Source organism: Nonomuraea zeae (assembly GCF_005889725.1).
GTDB lineage: Bacteria > Actinomycetota > Actinomycetes > Streptosporangiales > Streptosporangiaceae > Nonomuraea > Nonomuraea zeae.
On record NZ_VCKX01000292.1, the window covers coordinates 1 to 14,835 of the forward strand.

12 protein-coding genes and 3 pseudogenes are annotated in these 14,835 nt (G+C 67.5%); 7 read left to right on the forward strand and 8 right to left on the reverse strand.

Annotation, left to right across the window (positions count from 1 at the left end; translation table 11 throughout):
- The coding region (locus ETD85_RS50595) for an MFS transporter (protein ID WP_138697016.1) at positions 1-1,183 on the reverse strand (1,183 nt) is incomplete at its 3' end.
- A gap of 281 nt (positions 1,184-1,464) precedes the next feature.
- Here ETD85_RS50595 and ETD85_RS50600 point away from each other — a divergent pair.
- Positions 1,465-2,019, forward strand: coding sequence for a TetR/AcrR family transcriptional regulator (locus ETD85_RS50600; RefSeq protein WP_206059386.1), 555 nt, complete (start codon positions 1,465-1,467; stop codon positions 2,017-2,019).
- A 753-nt stretch (positions 2,020-2,772) separates the two neighbouring features.
- On the opposite strand, the gene ETD85_RS50610 is transcribed toward ETD85_RS50600, so the two are convergent.
- The 3 genes from ETD85_RS50610 to ETD85_RS50620 form a co-directional block, all read right to left on the reverse strand.
- Positions 2,773-3,417 (reverse strand): NADPH-dependent F420 reductase, encoded by a 645-nt coding sequence (locus ETD85_RS50610; protein WP_138697018.1) that lies wholly within the window; start codon positions 3,415-3,417, stop codon positions 2,773-2,775.
- A 50-nt stretch (positions 3,418-3,467) separates the two neighbouring features.
- The gene (locus ETD85_RS50615; RefSeq protein ID WP_138697019.1) at positions 3,468-3,812 is read right to left on the reverse strand and encodes a winged helix-turn-helix transcriptional regulator; all 345 of its coding nucleotides are present in this window, start codon (positions 3,810-3,812) and stop codon (positions 3,468-3,470) included.
- A gap of 199 nt (positions 3,813-4,011) precedes the next feature.
- On the reverse strand, positions 4,012-4,233 hold the full coding sequence (locus tag ETD85_RS50620) for a hypothetical protein (protein WP_138697020.1): 222 nt from the start codon (positions 4,231-4,233) through the stop codon (positions 4,012-4,014).
- Positions 4,234-4,494: 261 nt separating this feature from the next.
- Between ETD85_RS50620 and ETD85_RS50625 the strand changes: the two genes are divergently transcribed.
- Together ETD85_RS50625 and ETD85_RS50630 are read left to right on the forward strand one after the other, a co-directional pair.
- The gene (locus ETD85_RS50625) at positions 4,495-5,700 is read left to right on the forward strand and encodes a sensor histidine kinase (protein WP_206059388.1); all 1,206 of its coding nucleotides are present in this window, start codon (positions 4,495-4,497) and stop codon (positions 5,698-5,700) included.
- The gene (locus tag ETD85_RS50630) at positions 5,697-6,347 is read left to right on the forward strand and encodes a response regulator (protein ID WP_138697021.1); all 651 of its coding nucleotides are present in this window, start codon (positions 5,697-5,699) and stop codon (positions 6,345-6,347) included. The genes ETD85_RS50625 and ETD85_RS50630 overlap by 4 nt, the downstream gene beginning before the upstream one ends.
- A 98-nt stretch (positions 6,348-6,445) precedes the next feature.
- On the opposite strand, the gene ETD85_RS50635 is transcribed toward ETD85_RS50630, so the two are convergent.
- A complete protein-coding gene (locus ETD85_RS50635; protein WP_138697022.1) occupies positions 6,446-7,663 on the reverse strand; it encodes a Cmx/CmrA family chloramphenicol efflux MFS transporter in 1,218 nt (405 codons plus the stop codon).
- On the reverse strand, positions 7,660-7,929 hold the full coding sequence (locus tag ETD85_RS50640) for a hypothetical protein (protein ID WP_138697023.1): 270 nt from the start codon (positions 7,927-7,929) through the stop codon (positions 7,660-7,662). Before ETD85_RS50640 ends, ETD85_RS50635 begins: the two co-directional genes overlap by 4 nt.
- A 476-nt stretch (positions 7,930-8,405) precedes the next feature.
- Here ETD85_RS50640 and ETD85_RS50650 point away from each other — a divergent pair.
- Both ETD85_RS50650 and ETD85_RS50655 read left to right on the forward strand, forming a co-directional pair.
- Positions 8,406-8,843 (forward strand): annotated as a pseudogene (locus tag ETD85_RS50650) (transposase); the annotation flags it as partial.
- 150 nt (positions 8,844-8,993) lie between these two features.
- Positions 8,994-9,605 (forward strand): annotated as a pseudogene (locus ETD85_RS50655) (transposase family protein).
- An 847-nt stretch (positions 9,606-10,452) separates the two neighbouring features.
- Here the strand turns inward: ETD85_RS50655 and ETD85_RS50660 are convergent.
- Positions 10,453-11,442, reverse strand: coding sequence for an ArsR/SmtB family transcription factor (locus ETD85_RS50660; protein ID WP_138697024.1), 990 nt, complete (start codon positions 11,440-11,442; stop codon positions 10,453-10,455).
- A 134-nt stretch (positions 11,443-11,576) separates the two neighbouring features.
- On the opposite strand from ETD85_RS50660, the gene ETD85_RS50665 reads away from it, so the two are divergent.
- Positions 11,577-12,431, forward strand: a complete 855-nt coding sequence (locus ETD85_RS50665; protein ID WP_138697025.1) for an isocitrate lyase/PEP mutase family protein — start codon at positions 11,577-11,579, stop codon at positions 12,429-12,431.
- A gap of 392 nt (positions 12,432-12,823) precedes the next feature.
- On the opposite strand, the gene ETD85_RS63890 is transcribed toward ETD85_RS50665, so the two are convergent.
- Positions 12,824-12,994 carry a hypothetical protein gene (locus ETD85_RS63890; RefSeq protein WP_170247288.1) on the reverse strand — a complete coding sequence of 57 codons (171 nt, stop codon included), beginning with the start codon at positions 12,992-12,994 and terminating at the stop codon, positions 12,824-12,826.
- A 579-nt stretch (positions 12,995-13,573) separates the two neighbouring features.
- On the opposite strand from ETD85_RS63890, the pseudogene ETD85_RS50670 reads away from it, so the two are divergent.
- Positions 13,574-14,671: pseudogene (locus ETD85_RS50670) on the forward strand (IS630 family transposase); the annotation flags it as partial.
- Positions 14,672-14,835 lie beyond the last annotated feature (164 nt).

Genomic DNA, 14,835 nt, shown 5'->3' on the forward strand with positions numbered 1-14,835 from the left:
TGGTTGGGGTGGTGGGGGGTTTGAGGTAGCTGGTGGCCCAGGCGACGGGGATGGTGATGGCGGCGATGATGAGGGCGGTGAGGACGGGGGCGGTGGCGGTGTAGGTGCTGATGGCGGCGCCGCCGGCGAGGGAGCCGGCGGCGATGCCGAGGTTGGCGGCTGAGGCGGGCAGGGAGGAGGCTAGTGCGCCGCCGGGGCCGGCCAGGGTGACGACGCGGTATTGCAGGGAGGGGACCATGCCCATGGCGAACAGGCCCCAGGCCAGGAGGGCGAGGATGACCAGGAGGGCGATGGTGCCGACGAAGTAGAGGGCCAGCAGGCTGAGGGCGACGGCGGTGGAGGCGAGGGTCAGGGTGCGGGCGGCGTTGTTGTCGGCGAAGCGGCCGCCGGCGATGGAGCCGGCGGCGCTGGCGGCGCCGTAGGCCAGCAGGAAGGCGCTGATGAGGGGGCCGGAGATGCCGGTGATGGTTTGCAGGAAGGGCACGATGTAGGTCAGGGCGGCATACAGGGAGGCGAAGGCGAGGGCTTGCAGGGCGAGTAGGGCCAGGACGCGGGGGGCGAAGGCGTATTTGGCTTGGTTGGCGGCGCCGGTGCCGGTGCTGGGTACGGAGGGGATGAGGGTGAGGGTGGCGAGCAGGGCGATGACGGCCAGGGCGATGACGGCGGTGAAGGAGCCGCGCCAGCCCAGGTTTTGGCCGATCAGGGTGCCGAGGGGGACGCCGAGGGCGCCGGAGACGGCGAAGCCGCCGAAGACGGCGGAGATGGCTCGGCCCATTCGTTCGGGGGGGACGATGGAGGTGGCGGCGATGAAGGCGACGGCGACGAACAGGCCGCCGAGTGCGCCGGTGACGGCGCGGGCGGTGATGAACAGGGTGTAGTCGGCGATCAGTACGGGGGCGAGGTTGCTGGCGATGCACAGCAGTAGTGCTGCGGCCAGGACGGTTCGTTTGTTCAGTTTGATCGTCGCGGCGGTCAGCAGGGGGCCGCCGATGGCCACGCCGAGGGCGTAGGCGGTTACCAGGGCGCCGGCCGCTGGGATGGACACTTTCAGGTCGGCGGCGATCACGTTGAGCAGGCCGACGGGGAGTAGTTCGGCGCTGCCCAGGACGAATGTCCCGAGGAACAGGCTCGCTAGGGCCAGGGCGGTGTTGCCCTGGCCGCGCGCCGTTTGGCGGCTGGTCATGTGGGCTCCTTTCTTGTCGTATCACGCGTGGTTGCCGCGGTTGGGGGGCGCTGGCTGTGTGTCTTGTCCGCCCGCGGACCTGCCCGCCTGCCTGCCTGCCCGCCTGCCTGCCTGCCTGCAAGTTGCCTGCCGGTGGGCCTGTGGGCAGGAGGGGGAGGGGGGGGCGGCGCCCGCCGGTGTTAGGGATCGTTCCCTTTCGGCTAGACTATAGGGAACGAACCCTAACATCGCAATCGGGAAGGGACGCCGTGCACCGAACCGCCGCCAAAACCAGATCCCACGTGCTGCGCATCGCCGGCGACCTGTTCTACCGAAAAGGCATCCGCGCCACCGGCGTCGACCTCGTCGCCACCGAAGCCGACGTCGCCCCCACCACCCTGTACCGCCTGTTCACCTCAAAAGACGGACTCGTCGGCGCCTACGTCGAAAACACCCATCACGACTTCCGCCACCAAGTCACCACCACCATCCACAACGCCGCACCCCACCCACACGACCAAATCCTGGCCATCTTCGACCTCGTCTTGCAGCAAGTCAGCTCCACGCAATACCGCGGCTGCCCCATGCTCATGGCCCTGGCCGAATTCCCCGACCCCGACCTGCCCGCCCACCGCAACGCCGTCACCGCCAAATCCTGGTTCCGCGACACCATCAGCCAACTCACCCACCAACTCACAGCCGACAACCCCACCGAACTCGCCGACCACCTCACCCTCGTCTTCGAAGGCCTGCACGCCTCAGGCCAATCCCTCGGCCCCCAAGGCCCCGCCAAACACGCACGCACCCTCGTCGAGAAACTCCTCACCACCACCACACCCCAACCCAACACGCTGTGAGGCACACCCGGTCCCACCTATGTCGATGGAGCCTTGAGGCAGGCGTAGGGGTTGTGGCCCTTCGCAGCTCCACGACGTCTGGGAGCGCGGGCCAACTGAGACCGGCTCGCCCGGAGATCCGACGAGTGCCAGGGGCCGCGCCCAGGGAGGTGGTGTTTGAGGAGGCCGCCGGTTGTAATCGAGCCACCGGTCGAAGTTGGCTTGGCTGCCCAGCGACGAGGGCACCGCGGACAGCAGCTCACTTGAGCAGACGACAGGGTGGCTGCGGCCCACGCCGCGCGGATCGAAACCGACGATGTCGAACCGGCTGGTCAGCTCCGTACTGAACTGTCCACCAGACAGGACGGCATCCACCCCGGAGCCGCCCGGTCCGCCGGGGTTGATCACCAGAGACCCGATACGGTCCTCCGGGCGGGTGGCCTTGCGGCGAGCCAGCGCCACCTGGACGGCATCTCCGTCGCGTTCCGTCCAGTCGATGGGCACCGAAACGGTGCCACATTCGACTGCGGGATCTTCCGGGCATGGAGTCCAGGCGACGGCTTCCGGAGGTGCGGTGGTGCCGGCCGCCGGAACGGCCAAGGAGAGCAGCATCCCGAGGACTGCCGTTCCGACCATCGTTTTGATCATGCATTCCAGGCTGGTCGCGGCGACGCCGACATACATCGGCCGGAGGAACGGTTTCCGAATGGGATCCGAGATCTGCATCGCGTCGCACCGGGACTGTGCTCCCAGCGGCGCGGACCGGGCATTCGGCTACACGTTCGTGCTGACGGGGGCGTGGTCGACGAGATTGAAGACCGTGTGCGGATCACGTCCGCCGAACAGCAGCGAGATCACGATCGCGGCCATCGCCTCAAGATGGAGGGCGTGCTGAAGGTCGCCGACCAACAGCGGCTCACCGCCGATGTCGGCGATCAATTGCCGCGTCATGTCTCGTGCGGCCGAGTCGTCACCGCAGTACGGAACGACCAGACGGCGGCTGTCGAACAGGGGCGGCTCCATCTCCCATACGCGCGCATGGCAAAGGTTGAACGCCTTGACGACGTGTCCCCCAGTTGCCCGCTCGATGTCCTGCGCCATCGACCGGCCGGGCTCTGTGACCAGCGTGAACCTCTCGATCTCGACCGCGTTGTTGCAGTCGACGATCGGCTTGCCGTGCAGCGCGTCGCCTATCTCGGCCAGCGTGGCCGACATCCCCTGGTAAAGGACCGCGATCAGGGCGATGTCGCCGAACTCGGCCACCTCCCTGAAACTGCCTGCGCGACCGCCCCACTTGCGAGCCAGCGCCTGCGCCTTACCCTCTGTCCGGCCGGCGACCATCAACTCATGGCCGGCGGCCGCCCACCGGGTGCCGAGCGCGTCTGCCATCGTCCCGGCACCAAGAACTCCGATTCTCATGCCGGCAACGCTAGGCGAACGTAGGGCACCATTTGGTTCCCTACACGGGGTCAGGCGCGGTCGTCGTCGGCAAGTTCCTCGGCGTGCTCTTCGGCCCACCGGGCGAGCGCCGAAACCGGCCCGAGCAGGCTCTGCCCAAGCGAGGTCAGCCGATACTCCACGCCTGGAGGTGCGGTGGCCAAGGCTCGCCGCTCGACGAGGTCGTTGCGCTCGAGCTTGCGCAGTGTCTGGGTCAGCATCTTCTTGCTGATCCCGCCGATGCGGTCGCGAAGGTCGCTATAGCGCTGCGGACCGCCTCCCAGCCCGAACACGACGACGACCGACCAGGTGTCAGCAACCAAGTCCAGCGTGGTGCGGGCGGGGCAGTCGGCGAGGAACACATCATGCTCACTCATACGGCGCCCTCATACAGCACCGCTCTCCGCGCCCTGCACAGCGCGCCGGCGTCCGGACCGTATAGCTCATGCCTACAGGATCTCCCCTGTCACCGGGCGCCACAAACCGGGGGCAGGGCCCGCTGGTCACAGGGTCGCGGCCGGTGACCGTACATCCTTGGTGAACAGGACGGCCCCAGACGCCGGGCGGTCGTCAGGGCTACCGTCGCCGGCCTGTGAAGATGCTCCGGTAAACCGCAGTGATGAGGATGAAGATGGCGGCTGCGACGATCACGGTCGCGATTACGTTGATGACCACCGGCGCGTCCTCGAGAAAACTCTGTTTGATATAGTTACCGCCGATGATGAGCACCACGTAGATGTACCAAGGCGCCCATTTGCGGTCGTTCTTCGTGCCGCGCTTTTCGTTATGCTCGCTCATTCTCTTCTCCTGTTCGCCAGTCCCCTCGACGGTGCGCCCTTGGCGTTCGGTGTCCGGCGACCCCCGCTTCAAAACCGGTGGCCGCCACCGGCCCGGCTGGCATAGTTCTCCTGCACGCTGCCGCCATTCTGCCGAAATGTACTCAGTGCCTTATGTGAGTATGATCGCGCCGGACTGACGGCGCCTATCGGCGAGTCGGACGAGTGCGCCTCATCACTTCGTATGATGTGCCTGCAGGCACGGCTGTGCTGGGATGTACATGTGCTCCCTCGCACCACGCTCACGACCATCCGGTTGCGGAACCTGCCGGATTGGCAGCAGGATCTGGCCATCACCGCAAGCTCGGTCGCGATCGGCGTTCTCCTCCTGATGATCGGCTGGTCTCCGCTGTTCGAGGCCAGCCTCGCACCGCCGCCATGGCTGCATCCAGTCCTGTTCGGGTGCATCTGCATCGTGGAGTTGTTCCGGCGTCGAGCACCCGTCACGGCGCTCACCATCGGGTTCGCGCTGCTGGCCGCCGACAGCGTTTTCGGCGCGAGCATGGCGGTGCTGATCGTGTTCGCCGACCTGCTCTACGCGGCGACCTTGTACGGCCCACGGCAGCTCAGCCGGGACATGGTCCCGATCACCTCGGCTATCACGATCGCGTCGGTCGGGGTCATGATGGTGCTCACGCCGAACGTCCGGACGGCCGTCGTGACCGGGCTGGCGGTGTTGCCGTTCCTCGTCATCCCCATGTGGTGGGCGACGAATCTCCGGCAGCACAAGGAGATCGCCAGCGCCGAGCGCACGAGCGCGTCGCAGTTGAGGAGGATCAGCGAGCTGGGTCAGCGGGCCGCGGTCGCCGCGGAACGCGCGAAGATGGCACGCGACCTGCACGATGTGATCGCCGGGCATCTTTCCGCGATTGCCATCCAGTCCGAAGCCGTCCTGTCGCTCGGCAACGCCTCCCCGCAGGCCTCCCGGTCGGTGCTGACGTCGGTACGGGAGAACAGCGTGCACGCACTGGAGGAGATGCGGGCGATGATCAGACTGCTGCGTGCCGACGGGAGCGGCAAGGACGAGACTCTCGCCCCGGCGGGACTCTCCGAACTGTCGGCTCTGGTGGAATCGGCGCGAGCGACTGGGATGGACATTGAGGTGCATTCGGATATCGACGAGTCGGTGACCCTGCCGGCGGCGGTCAACCTCACGGCGTACCGGATCGCTCAAGAGGCACTGACCAACGCGACGAAGCACGCGCCGCAGGCGCGGGCACGGGTGGAGATCCGGCTCCTCGACGGCTCGCTCACCGTCGAGGTGGTCAACGATCTGCCGGCCGCGTCGGCGAGCGGCAACGGCACCGGTATCGGGTTGCTCAACATGCGGGAGCGCGCGAACGCAGTCGGGGGTTCCCTCGCCGCCGGCCCGTCGGAGGCGGGCTGGCTGGTACGCGCGGTCCTGCCCATCATGCAGGCGAGGTCATGACAGTCAAGGTTCTGATAGCCGACGACCATGCCGCGATACGCGCCGGCCTGGTGCTGCTCCTGGACAACGCACCCGGCATCGACGTGGTGGGCGAGGTCGCCGACGGCGCGTCCGCCATCCGCCAGGCAAGGGCGCTGCGGCCGGACGTGGTGCTGATGGACCTGCGGATGCCCGGGATGGACGGTATTACCGCCACCCGCACGCTGGTCGCGGAGCAACTGTGTCAGGTGCTCGTGCTCACCACGTTCGACCTCGACGAGTACGTCTACGCGGCGCTGCGCGCGGGCGCCGCAGGGTTCCTGCTCAAGACGGTAGAGGCCGGCCGCCTGGTGGAGGCGGTGCATCTGGTCGCCGCAGGAGAAGGTGTGCTCGACCCTCAGGTCACCCGCAAGCTGATCGGCGCCTTCGCCATGCAGAAGCCGCCTGCGGCCAAGCCCGCGGTGAGCCTGGACGAGCTCACCGATCGAGAGCGTGAAGTGTTCGTCTGCCTCGGCAAGGGCCTGTCCAATGCGCAGATCGCGGCCGAGCTCTTCATCAGCGAGACCACCGTGAAGACCCACGTGTCGAAGGTGCTGTCGAAGCTGCAGCTGCGCTCTAGGGTCCAGGCCGCCATCGTCGCGCAGGAAAGCGGGCTGGCCGCGAAATAGCCGGGGGCGCGCGATTTTCGCTGCTTGAGAGGCCGGAGGGCTTCGGCTCGGTTCAGTAGCCGATAGTGAAGCGTCGTGCCCATGCCGCTCATCATGGGTCACCCTGACGATGGGCTCTTGTGCGGCCGGCGACGTGAGATGGCCTGATCGAGCAGGATCGTCGGCACGATGGCCGCGGCCAGAGCGGCCCCGATCCAGGTGACGGACGTGATGCCGGCGCCGGTGCTGAGGGCGGCCCCGGCGAACGCAGGCACGAGGCTGATGCCGAGCTGGAAGGCGGAGACGGTGGTGGCGCCGGCAAGTGTCGGCGCCCCTGATGCGATGGTGAACACTCGTCCGTAGATGGCTGGGTTCAGCACGAATCCAGCGATCCCCAGGAACAGAACAAGGGGGATGACCGCGATCGCGTGCGGAGCGAGGAGAGCAAGCAGGACGGAACAGGCCATGATCCCGACCGCCCCGATCATGAGCGCGAGAGCGGGCCGCCTGTCGGAGATCCTGCCTCCGATGGACAGACCGATGAAGGCACCGACTCCGAACAGCGCGAGGATCGCCGGGACCCAGAGGCCGGGAATGCCGGTGATATCGGTCAGGACCGGTGCGAGGTAATTGAACGAGATCATGTAGGCGGCCGTGCTCAGGATGGTGGCGGCGTAGACGACCCACAGTTGTGGTCGCCTCATGGTGCGCAGCTCCCGCCGTACGCTGGGCTCCGTGGCCGCGCTCGTCCTGGGCATCGCCAGAAGGATCAAGAGCGCACCGGCGGCCGTCAGAACGACCACGCCCCAGAATCCGCCCCGCCATCCGGTGAAGTAGCTGAGCAACGCGCCTGCCGGGCCACCAGCGATCATCGCCAGACTGAGGCCGCTGACGACCACTCCGGACGCGCGCGCGGTGCGATCTGGTGTGACGAGGCTGATCGCGGCGACCGCCGCAACCGCCCAGTACCCGGCATAGGCGAGGCCGCAGATGAACCGGGTGACCAGCAGCACCGCGTAACTGTCGGTCAGAAGGCCGATCGCCACCGAAGCGGCGAAGAGAGCTTGGGTTGTGACCAGCGTAGTCCGTCGCGGCCAGCGCAGCGTCATGATGGCGAAGGGAGGTCCGCCAATGACGACGCCGATGGCGAAGGCTGAGATCAGCGCCCCGGCGGAGGACAAAGTGATCTGGAGGTCGTCGGCGACGGCAGGGAGCACCCCGGCGAGCAAGAACTCAGCGCTGCCCATCGCGAACAGACTGAAGGCGAGCAGGTAGACACCAAGAGGGAGCCGTCCGCGCGAGGCCGACACCTGCTGCTGTGCCGTTTCGAGGCTCACCGGCCATCACCCCGTACGGTGGCGGCGGCAGTGCGGCGCTGTTCTACGGAGCGGCCGGCGTCCTCGTCCAGCAGATCGGTGTCGAGGGCGGCGCGCGGTACGCTGCCGTTCAGGTTGTTCGTCGCCTTGATCATGGCGATCACCTCCGCGCCCCATGCTGTGGTTTTGACGGCGATCGGGGCAACCTCTGTTGCTGTTTCCGCAACTCGAGAGGCAGGCGAGGACTTGAACGCCTGCAGGGCGTCATCAGGGGCCAACACCGTCACCGCGAGCGCAGGACCACGATCAAGGGATCTCGCCTGCAGGCACGTGATTCATGGGGCGATCTTGGGACACCCCGCAGGTTCCACGACCTACTCGCCGATCGGGCTACAGTTCCGAACTTGGCATCAGCGTGGAGCGAATATCCCCAGAAATTGGAGTCCTCGGTACGGCCTTTGTAGATCTTGCGATTTGGCAGGCCCTGACCGACCGCCTCGCCTGCCCGCTGTTCACCCGGCCCGAACCACGCGCCGTCTTTGGTGACCTGGTCCGCGCGCTGCTCAGCGACGTGCCCCGCAAGAACTCCTGGCAGATGTCCGACCACATCGGCCATCCACCGCCAACCGCTTCGAGCACCTGCTCGCCCGCGCCAAATGGGACCTCGACCGGCTCCGTGATGAGGTCCGCCGGTACGTCGTCGACCACCTCGCCTACCCCGACGCGGTCCTGATCGCCGACGACACCGCCGCCATCAGACGCGGTGACAAGTCCCGCCGGCGTCGCTCACCAGTACTGCGGCCGCACCGGCTACGTCGAAAACTGCCAGGTCATGCCCATGCTCACCTACGCCTCCCCGGCCGGGCACGCCTTCATCAACCGCCGCCTGTACCTGCCCGAACCCTGGACCGGCGACCCCGACCGTCGTTCCCGCGCGCACATCCCCGAACAGATCGCCTTCGCCACCAAGCCGGACCTGGTCATCACCATGCTGCAAGAGGAGTTAGCGGCCGGTACTCCGTTCCAGTACCTGTGCGCCGAGTCCGGCTACGGCCGCGACCCGCACCTGCGCCGTCTTCTGCCACCAGCGCGCGATTGCCTATGTCCTGGCCGTCTCCATCGACTTGCCGCTGGTCGCCGTGCGCGGTGCGAGCGAACCCGCCGGGCACGTCCTGGACCGCCTCCTCGCCCAGGCCGGCCCCGCGCTGTGGGAACGCCGTTCCTGCGGCGAGGGCAGCAAAGGCGTCTGTACGACTGGTGTGCCACCCGCGTTCACCTCGACGGCCAAGACCCTGCACCCGGCTACGCCCACACGCTGCTGATCCGCCGCAGCGTCACCACCCCGGCCGACATCGTATTCCGGTGTCCGGAAAACGCAGGGCATGTCGCCTCGATACCACTGTCCGACCACGCGTTGATTCGCCTGGCCGGACTCTTCCGCACCCGGCGTGCCGAACGCCGCTCCCGGTGGCGGAAGTGAGCCCGGGCCCGGCAAGCCCTGCTGGTCACCTGGGTAATGGCGGCACCTACGCGCGTCTGGCCGGCGGCTTCGCCATCGGCACCACCACGGCCTGGCGCTACATCGGCGAAGCCGTCGAGCTCCTGGCTGTCCTGGCCGACGATGTGCACGCCGCCGGCGAGCGTGCATCCCGGCTGGCCTACACCATCCTGGATGGCACCCTCATCCCCACCGACCGCCTCGCCGACAAGGGCTATCAAGGCGCGGGCGGCACGATCCGCACGCCGTTCAAGCGCCAGCGCCATCGTCCTTGGTTGTCGCGCGGGCAGCGGGACGTCAACCGCGCTCATGCCCGTATCCGGCCCATCGGTGAACCTGCCATTGCGACCTTGAAGTGCCCAAACGGTGCTGACCAGGCTGCGCTGTTGCCCACATCGCGCGACCGCATTCGTGCAGGCGATCCTCGTCCTGCAGTTCGTGGAAGAAGGCCGCTACTCAGGATAAAGGTCTCATCGTGGCTCCCCACGGTTCGCTGAATGCTTCCGATTCGCGGGCGAGCCATTTCTCACGCCGGCGAGCAGCCGCGATCAGACCGCCAAGCCGGCGGAGAGGGACGGGATCTCACCGTCTCGGATGGGAGCGAACGTCAGAGCGATTCGGACTGGGAAGACGACTGCCGCCCAGGTCGCCGGCAGCATGTCATGGCGGAGCCGGAGGCCAGCTACTGCGGCAGGACCCTTCGCTGCATGGCGTGGCCCTCATCGCGCTCAACGTAGGTCGTCGGGGGTTGCCGGCGCCTTCCTCGCCGTCACCCACCGGGGTTACGCGAGCGCTCACCAACCTTGCAGTGGTAGCAGAGCTCAACTTGACCATCATGGTTGTACCACTCATGATCGCCGCAATCGCGACGCCCCTTGCCGGCGACTCCGAGATCGACGAGGAACCACGGTGACCATGCGCGGAGATGGGTTCTCCAACGGTATCGGCCCTTACGCACAGGCATGAGATCTTCACCCTCCTTTTCGGCTGAAGGCTAAGGGCCGTGATGCCACTGGTGCAAAGGATTATCGATACAAGTCGTCTTTTGTGCGATCGTCCTGTCCTCCTCGTCGGCCTGTACGGGCCATGAGATGGCCAGAATGAGATGGGAGGACAACGCCACCGTGATGCCTCTGGCTCCATTTCCCTGCTGTTGAGCGTGAAATGACGGATGAAAGGCTCGCAGGGGCGGAAAGGCCCGGGGCAACACCGGCACCCGGCTCGATCGCGGCGACCGGCGGCAACTCGTCAGCGAGCAGACGCATGGTGCTGCGTGGCGCGCCGCCACTCACCTTGGCGGGCAAGGCCACCCTCACGTTTGCGCGGTGAGGAGTGCGTCGGCCAGGCCCGTCCGGGCATAGAGGACAGAGCGCCCCGCTCGGTGGCTGGTGACCAGGCCGGCGGCCCGCAGGGCGGTGAGATGCTGGGACACGCCCGCCGCTGACAGGCCCGACCGGACGGCGAGTTCGGTGGTCGAGACGGGTGTTTCCAGTTCGGACAGCATCAATGCCCGGGATCGGCCGATCACTGCGGCGAGGGCTTCCAGGTGCTCGTATGTACGGCGCTCCCACAACGTCCCGATCCCGCGCGCCGGGTAGGCGAGCTGAGGCGGTTCCGAGACACCGGACCGGGTCAGCACCCGTGGCCAGGCGAACGCCGACGGGACCAGCAATAGCCCGGCACTGGTCTCGATCCTGGTGACGGCACAGTGCCGATCTTCCAGGTGGAGACTGCCTGACTCCCAGCGCGCTGTGTGGTGCAATCCGTCCAGCGCCTGGGACGTGCCATGCTCGGCGACCTGGCGGCCTCGATGGAAGATGTCCGCCTCCAGCACCGAGCGGATCCGGTCCCAGTACGGTGCTATCGCGAGCCGCCAGTAGACCTCGATCTCTGCGACGATCCGAGGCAGGTGGGTCCACGGTGCCCGGCGAAGACTTTGCAACCGGGCGGACAACCGGTCATTGCGCTCGGCGGCCAGCCAGTCGAGGTCCTGCCGTACCTGCTCGGGGCTGGTGGCCGCGATGGCGGTCAACTCCTCGGGAAGGCCAGGAGACGGAGTCGCCGGTGCCGGGTTGAGGAAGTCGGGGAGGTGGCCGGCGGGTGGGATCATGTCGGCCAGCCAGCCGTGATCGAGACCCGCCGCGGCGAGCCGTGGGCGTACCTGCTCGGCCCAGCCGCGGTGCGGATCCGGCGTCATGGCCGCGGCCAGCGCTCTGAAGCTGGTGACGACCTCCCACATGGGCGAGACCGCGAAGCGGGTCTCCGCCAGATCGTGCACGGAAAAGGCCAGTCGCGCCTTCATGCCGCCTCCACTGCTTCCACGATTCGGTTTGAGCTTAATGAGTGGACGCTCCTGGCCACGCCGGACAGCATCCCGGGAGCGAGCGCCCGCGATGCAGGGCCGAGAAGCAGAACGACGCGAAGGCGGTCATGCATATGTCTGTTGACACCTCTATCTCCTCTGAGGCGGCAATCGAGAAGAAGGCTCGCTTGTTCCGTACGCTGAGCACCGAGTCCGTGCTGGTGCTGCCCAACGCATGGGACGCCGCGAGTGCGGCTGTGATCGCCGCTGCAGGCGCCACAGCCATCGCCACGACCAGCGGCGGCGTGGCTTGGTCGCTGGGCTACGGGGACGGGCAACGACTCAGCCGGGGCGAGATGGTCGAGGCCGCTGGACGCATCGTGGACTCCGTCGACCTGCCGGTGACGGTCGACATAGAGGGCGGGTACGGGCCTGCCCGGGCGGATGTTGCCGCGACCGTGCGGGCGGTGATCGAGGCAGGCGCCGTCGGCGTCAACCTGGAGGACTCCACGGCCGTCGGCGGTCCGTTGTTCGACGTGGTCGAGCAGAGCGCCAGGTTGATCGCAGCCAGGAATGCCGCGGCGGAGGCGGGACTTCCCGAACTGTTCGTCAACGCGCGTACCGACGTCTTCCTGTTCGCGGTCGGTGCGCCCGAGGACCGTCTGGGCGAGGTGCTGGCGCGCGCGGCGGCATACGCCGAGGCGGGAGCCGATGGCATCTTCGTTCCCGGGCTTTTGGATTTGGACGTGCTGAACGCTCTTTGTGTCGCGTCGCCACTGCCGGTGAACGTGATGGCCATCGCCGGTGGACCCAGCGTCAGCGAGCTCGCGCAATCCGGAGCGCGCAGGATCAGCCTGGGCACCGGACTGGCCCAAGCCGCCTACGCCGCGGTCGGCAGAGCAGCCGAGGAGCTCCTCGGCACGGGTGGGTTCACGGCGCTGGACGGCTCCCTGGACTTCGGCGAACTCGATGCCCTGTTCAGTCATTGACGGCAGGGACGTCATCGCGGCCCCGACGGCGCATTGAGCGATTGCTTTCCCTCCGGAGGTCAGCTACCCAGAAGGGACAGGTTGTCATGACGTTCAATGGCATCGCTTGGCACTGGACCGGTACTGGCCACACGGCCGGCGAACAGTCGGCTCATGTGGCGCGGCGCGCCGGTGATCGCCTCGCCCGAGCCACGTTGCCAGGCGCCGCGGCCAATGGGCAGGGGGATGACCGTGTCCCCGGCCGGTCGCGTAGCAGGCCGAGACCCCTCTCGCACGGGCATGGCCAGGCGCGGACGTCCAGCACTGCGGCCCCTCCAGAGCGGTGAGAAACTCCGGGAGACTGTCGTGCCGCCCGGACCCTCCACTCGGACTCGACGGCCTTGATTAACGGGTCACCGGGAGGGCCGAATCCAGTCCAGGCGATGTCGTTCCTGCTCCTGCCAGCGGGCCACCTCACCGAGCGCAGTCGACAGGTGGGCGCGCTGGGCGCCGAGGACGGTGTGCTTGTGGCGCAGCAGTGCCGCGACGAGCTTCTCGTCGAGAACGGATCCCGAGATGGACACCGATGAGCATGTGACGATGCGCGGGTTGCGGCGCACGGAGCGTCATCAGGCCGAGCAGCGCCACGAGCGTGGACGCCGGCACGCGGATGCGGCCTCGGGTTCTGTAGCCAATGCCGTTTAGTTAAGGATCATGCTCTGGTTCGAGGCTGCCGGGGCAGGAGTGCGACGGTGGGCGGTCCTGCGTGCCAGATGCCCTTGTCGGAGGGGCGGCGTTCTCTGTAGCTGCTTCGTCGGGTGCGTTTGACGGCTCGGGGATAGCTCGGCGTCGGAGGGAGGGGTTGCGATTGCGGGATCGGCCCGGTGGATGGTGCGCGTCCAGAGGGTGTCGAGGGGTGCAGGGGGCGTCCGGTCGGCGACCGAGCAGCCAACCATGCGCAGGGTGGCCAGGAACTTGATCCGGTCGGGGTCGACTCCTGCGGTGGTGGCCGCCATGCAGATCAGGGTGGCCAGGGCCTGGTGGGTGAGGAGGTAGGCCTAGATCTCCTGGCGTGCCAGGTCGGGAGTGCGGGATCGCAGAATCCCGGCCCGGCCCGCTTAGATGGGTTTTCAGCTGGTTGATGCCGGTTTCGAACGACCACCGCCCGGTCGGAGTCGAGGGGCCGGCCCTGGCGGGCGTCTTCACGCAGCCGGCGTCGACGTACGCGTGGAGAACCGCGACGGCTACGACATCTACCAGGTCAAGCGCTACAGCCGCCCGCTGACGGACAGCCAGGCGCGCAAAGGTGGAAGCCTCCTGGAACACCCTCGGCCCGGCTGCGGCTGGACCGCAAGACGGTGGCTCGCTGGCGCAGTCGCTTTCTGGCCCATCGGCTGGACGGGCTGAGCGATGAGCCGCGGCCGGGTGTGCCGCGCACCATCACCGACGCTCAGGTGGAAGAGGTGGTGGTGCGCACTCTGGAGGAGGCGCCGGCCGGGTCCACGCACTGGTCCAAGCGGGAACTGGCCCGCTAGGTGGGCATCTCATCGACCAGCGTGGGCAACATCTGGCGGGCGTTCGGGCTGCAGCCCTGGCGCACCGAGGACTTCAAGATCTCCACTGATCCGCTGCTGATCGACAAGATTCGCGACGTGGTCGGACTGTATCTGGCCCCACCGGCCCACGCCGCGGTGTTCGCCGTCGATGAGAAACCTCAGATCCAAGCCCTGCAACGGACCGCGCCGGTGCTGCCCATGCTGCCCGGCGTGCCCGAGCGGCGCAGCTTCGACTACATCCGGCACGGCACCGTCGACCTGTTCGCCGCACTCAACACCGCCACCGGCACAGTGATCGGCAAGCTGTCGGCCCGCCACCGCGCCGTCGACTTCCGCGACTTCCTGGACGAGATCGACCGCCAGGTCGAACCCGGCCTGGCGGTCCACCTCATCTGCGACAACCTGTCCACCCACAAGGCGCCGGTGGCGCACGCCTGGCTACTGGCCCACCCACGCTTCGTGCTGCACTTCACCCCGACCTACTCCTCCTGGATCAACCAGGTCGAACGCTGGTTCGCCGAGCTGGAGCGCCGCTGCCTGGAGCGCGGCAACTTCTGCTCCCTGGACGCCCTGAAGACCGCACTGGAGCAATGGATCAAGACCTGGAACGACAACGCCAAGCCGTTCCGATGGACCAAGACCGCCGACCAGATCCTCGACCGCATCTGCCGCTACTGCGACCGAATCTCAAAACCGGCTCACTAGATGGAGAAGTCCGCCACGGCCCACGGGGGCCTTCCGCACGACGGAGCGTCCTTCGGCCGGATCTTCCTGCGCGGCGGCAAGGTCGTCGGCGTGCTCACCAGCTCGGTCGTCGAATACGACCCGGCCACCAAGGAACTGACCGGTGTCGACCTCACCCAGGCCGG

Excerpts from the sequence above, each read along its gene's own strand:
- ETD85_RS50660 (WP_138697024.1), bottom strand. The coding sequence starts at position 11,442 with ATGAAGGCGCGACTGGCCTTTTCCGTGCACGATCTGGCGGAGACCCGC.
- ETD85_RS50615 (WP_138697019.1), bottom strand. The coding sequence starts at position 3,812 with ATGAGTGAGCATGATGTGTTCCTCGCCGACTGCCCCGCCCGCACCACG.
- ETD85_RS50665 (WP_138697025.1), top strand. The coding sequence starts at position 11,577 with ATGTCTGTTGACACCTCTATCTCCTCTGAGGCGGCAATCGAGAAGAAG.
- ETD85_RS50610 (WP_138697018.1), bottom strand. The coding sequence starts at position 3,417 with ATGAGAATCGGAGTTCTTGGTGCCGGGACGATGGCAGACGCGCTCGGC.
- ETD85_RS50620 (WP_138697020.1), bottom strand. The coding sequence starts at position 4,233 with ATGAGCGAGCATAACGAAAAGCGCGGCACGAAGAACGACCGCAAATGG.
- ETD85_RS50630 (WP_138697021.1), top strand. The coding sequence starts at position 5,697 with ATGACAGTCAAGGTTCTGATAGCCGACGACCATGCCGCGATACGCGCC.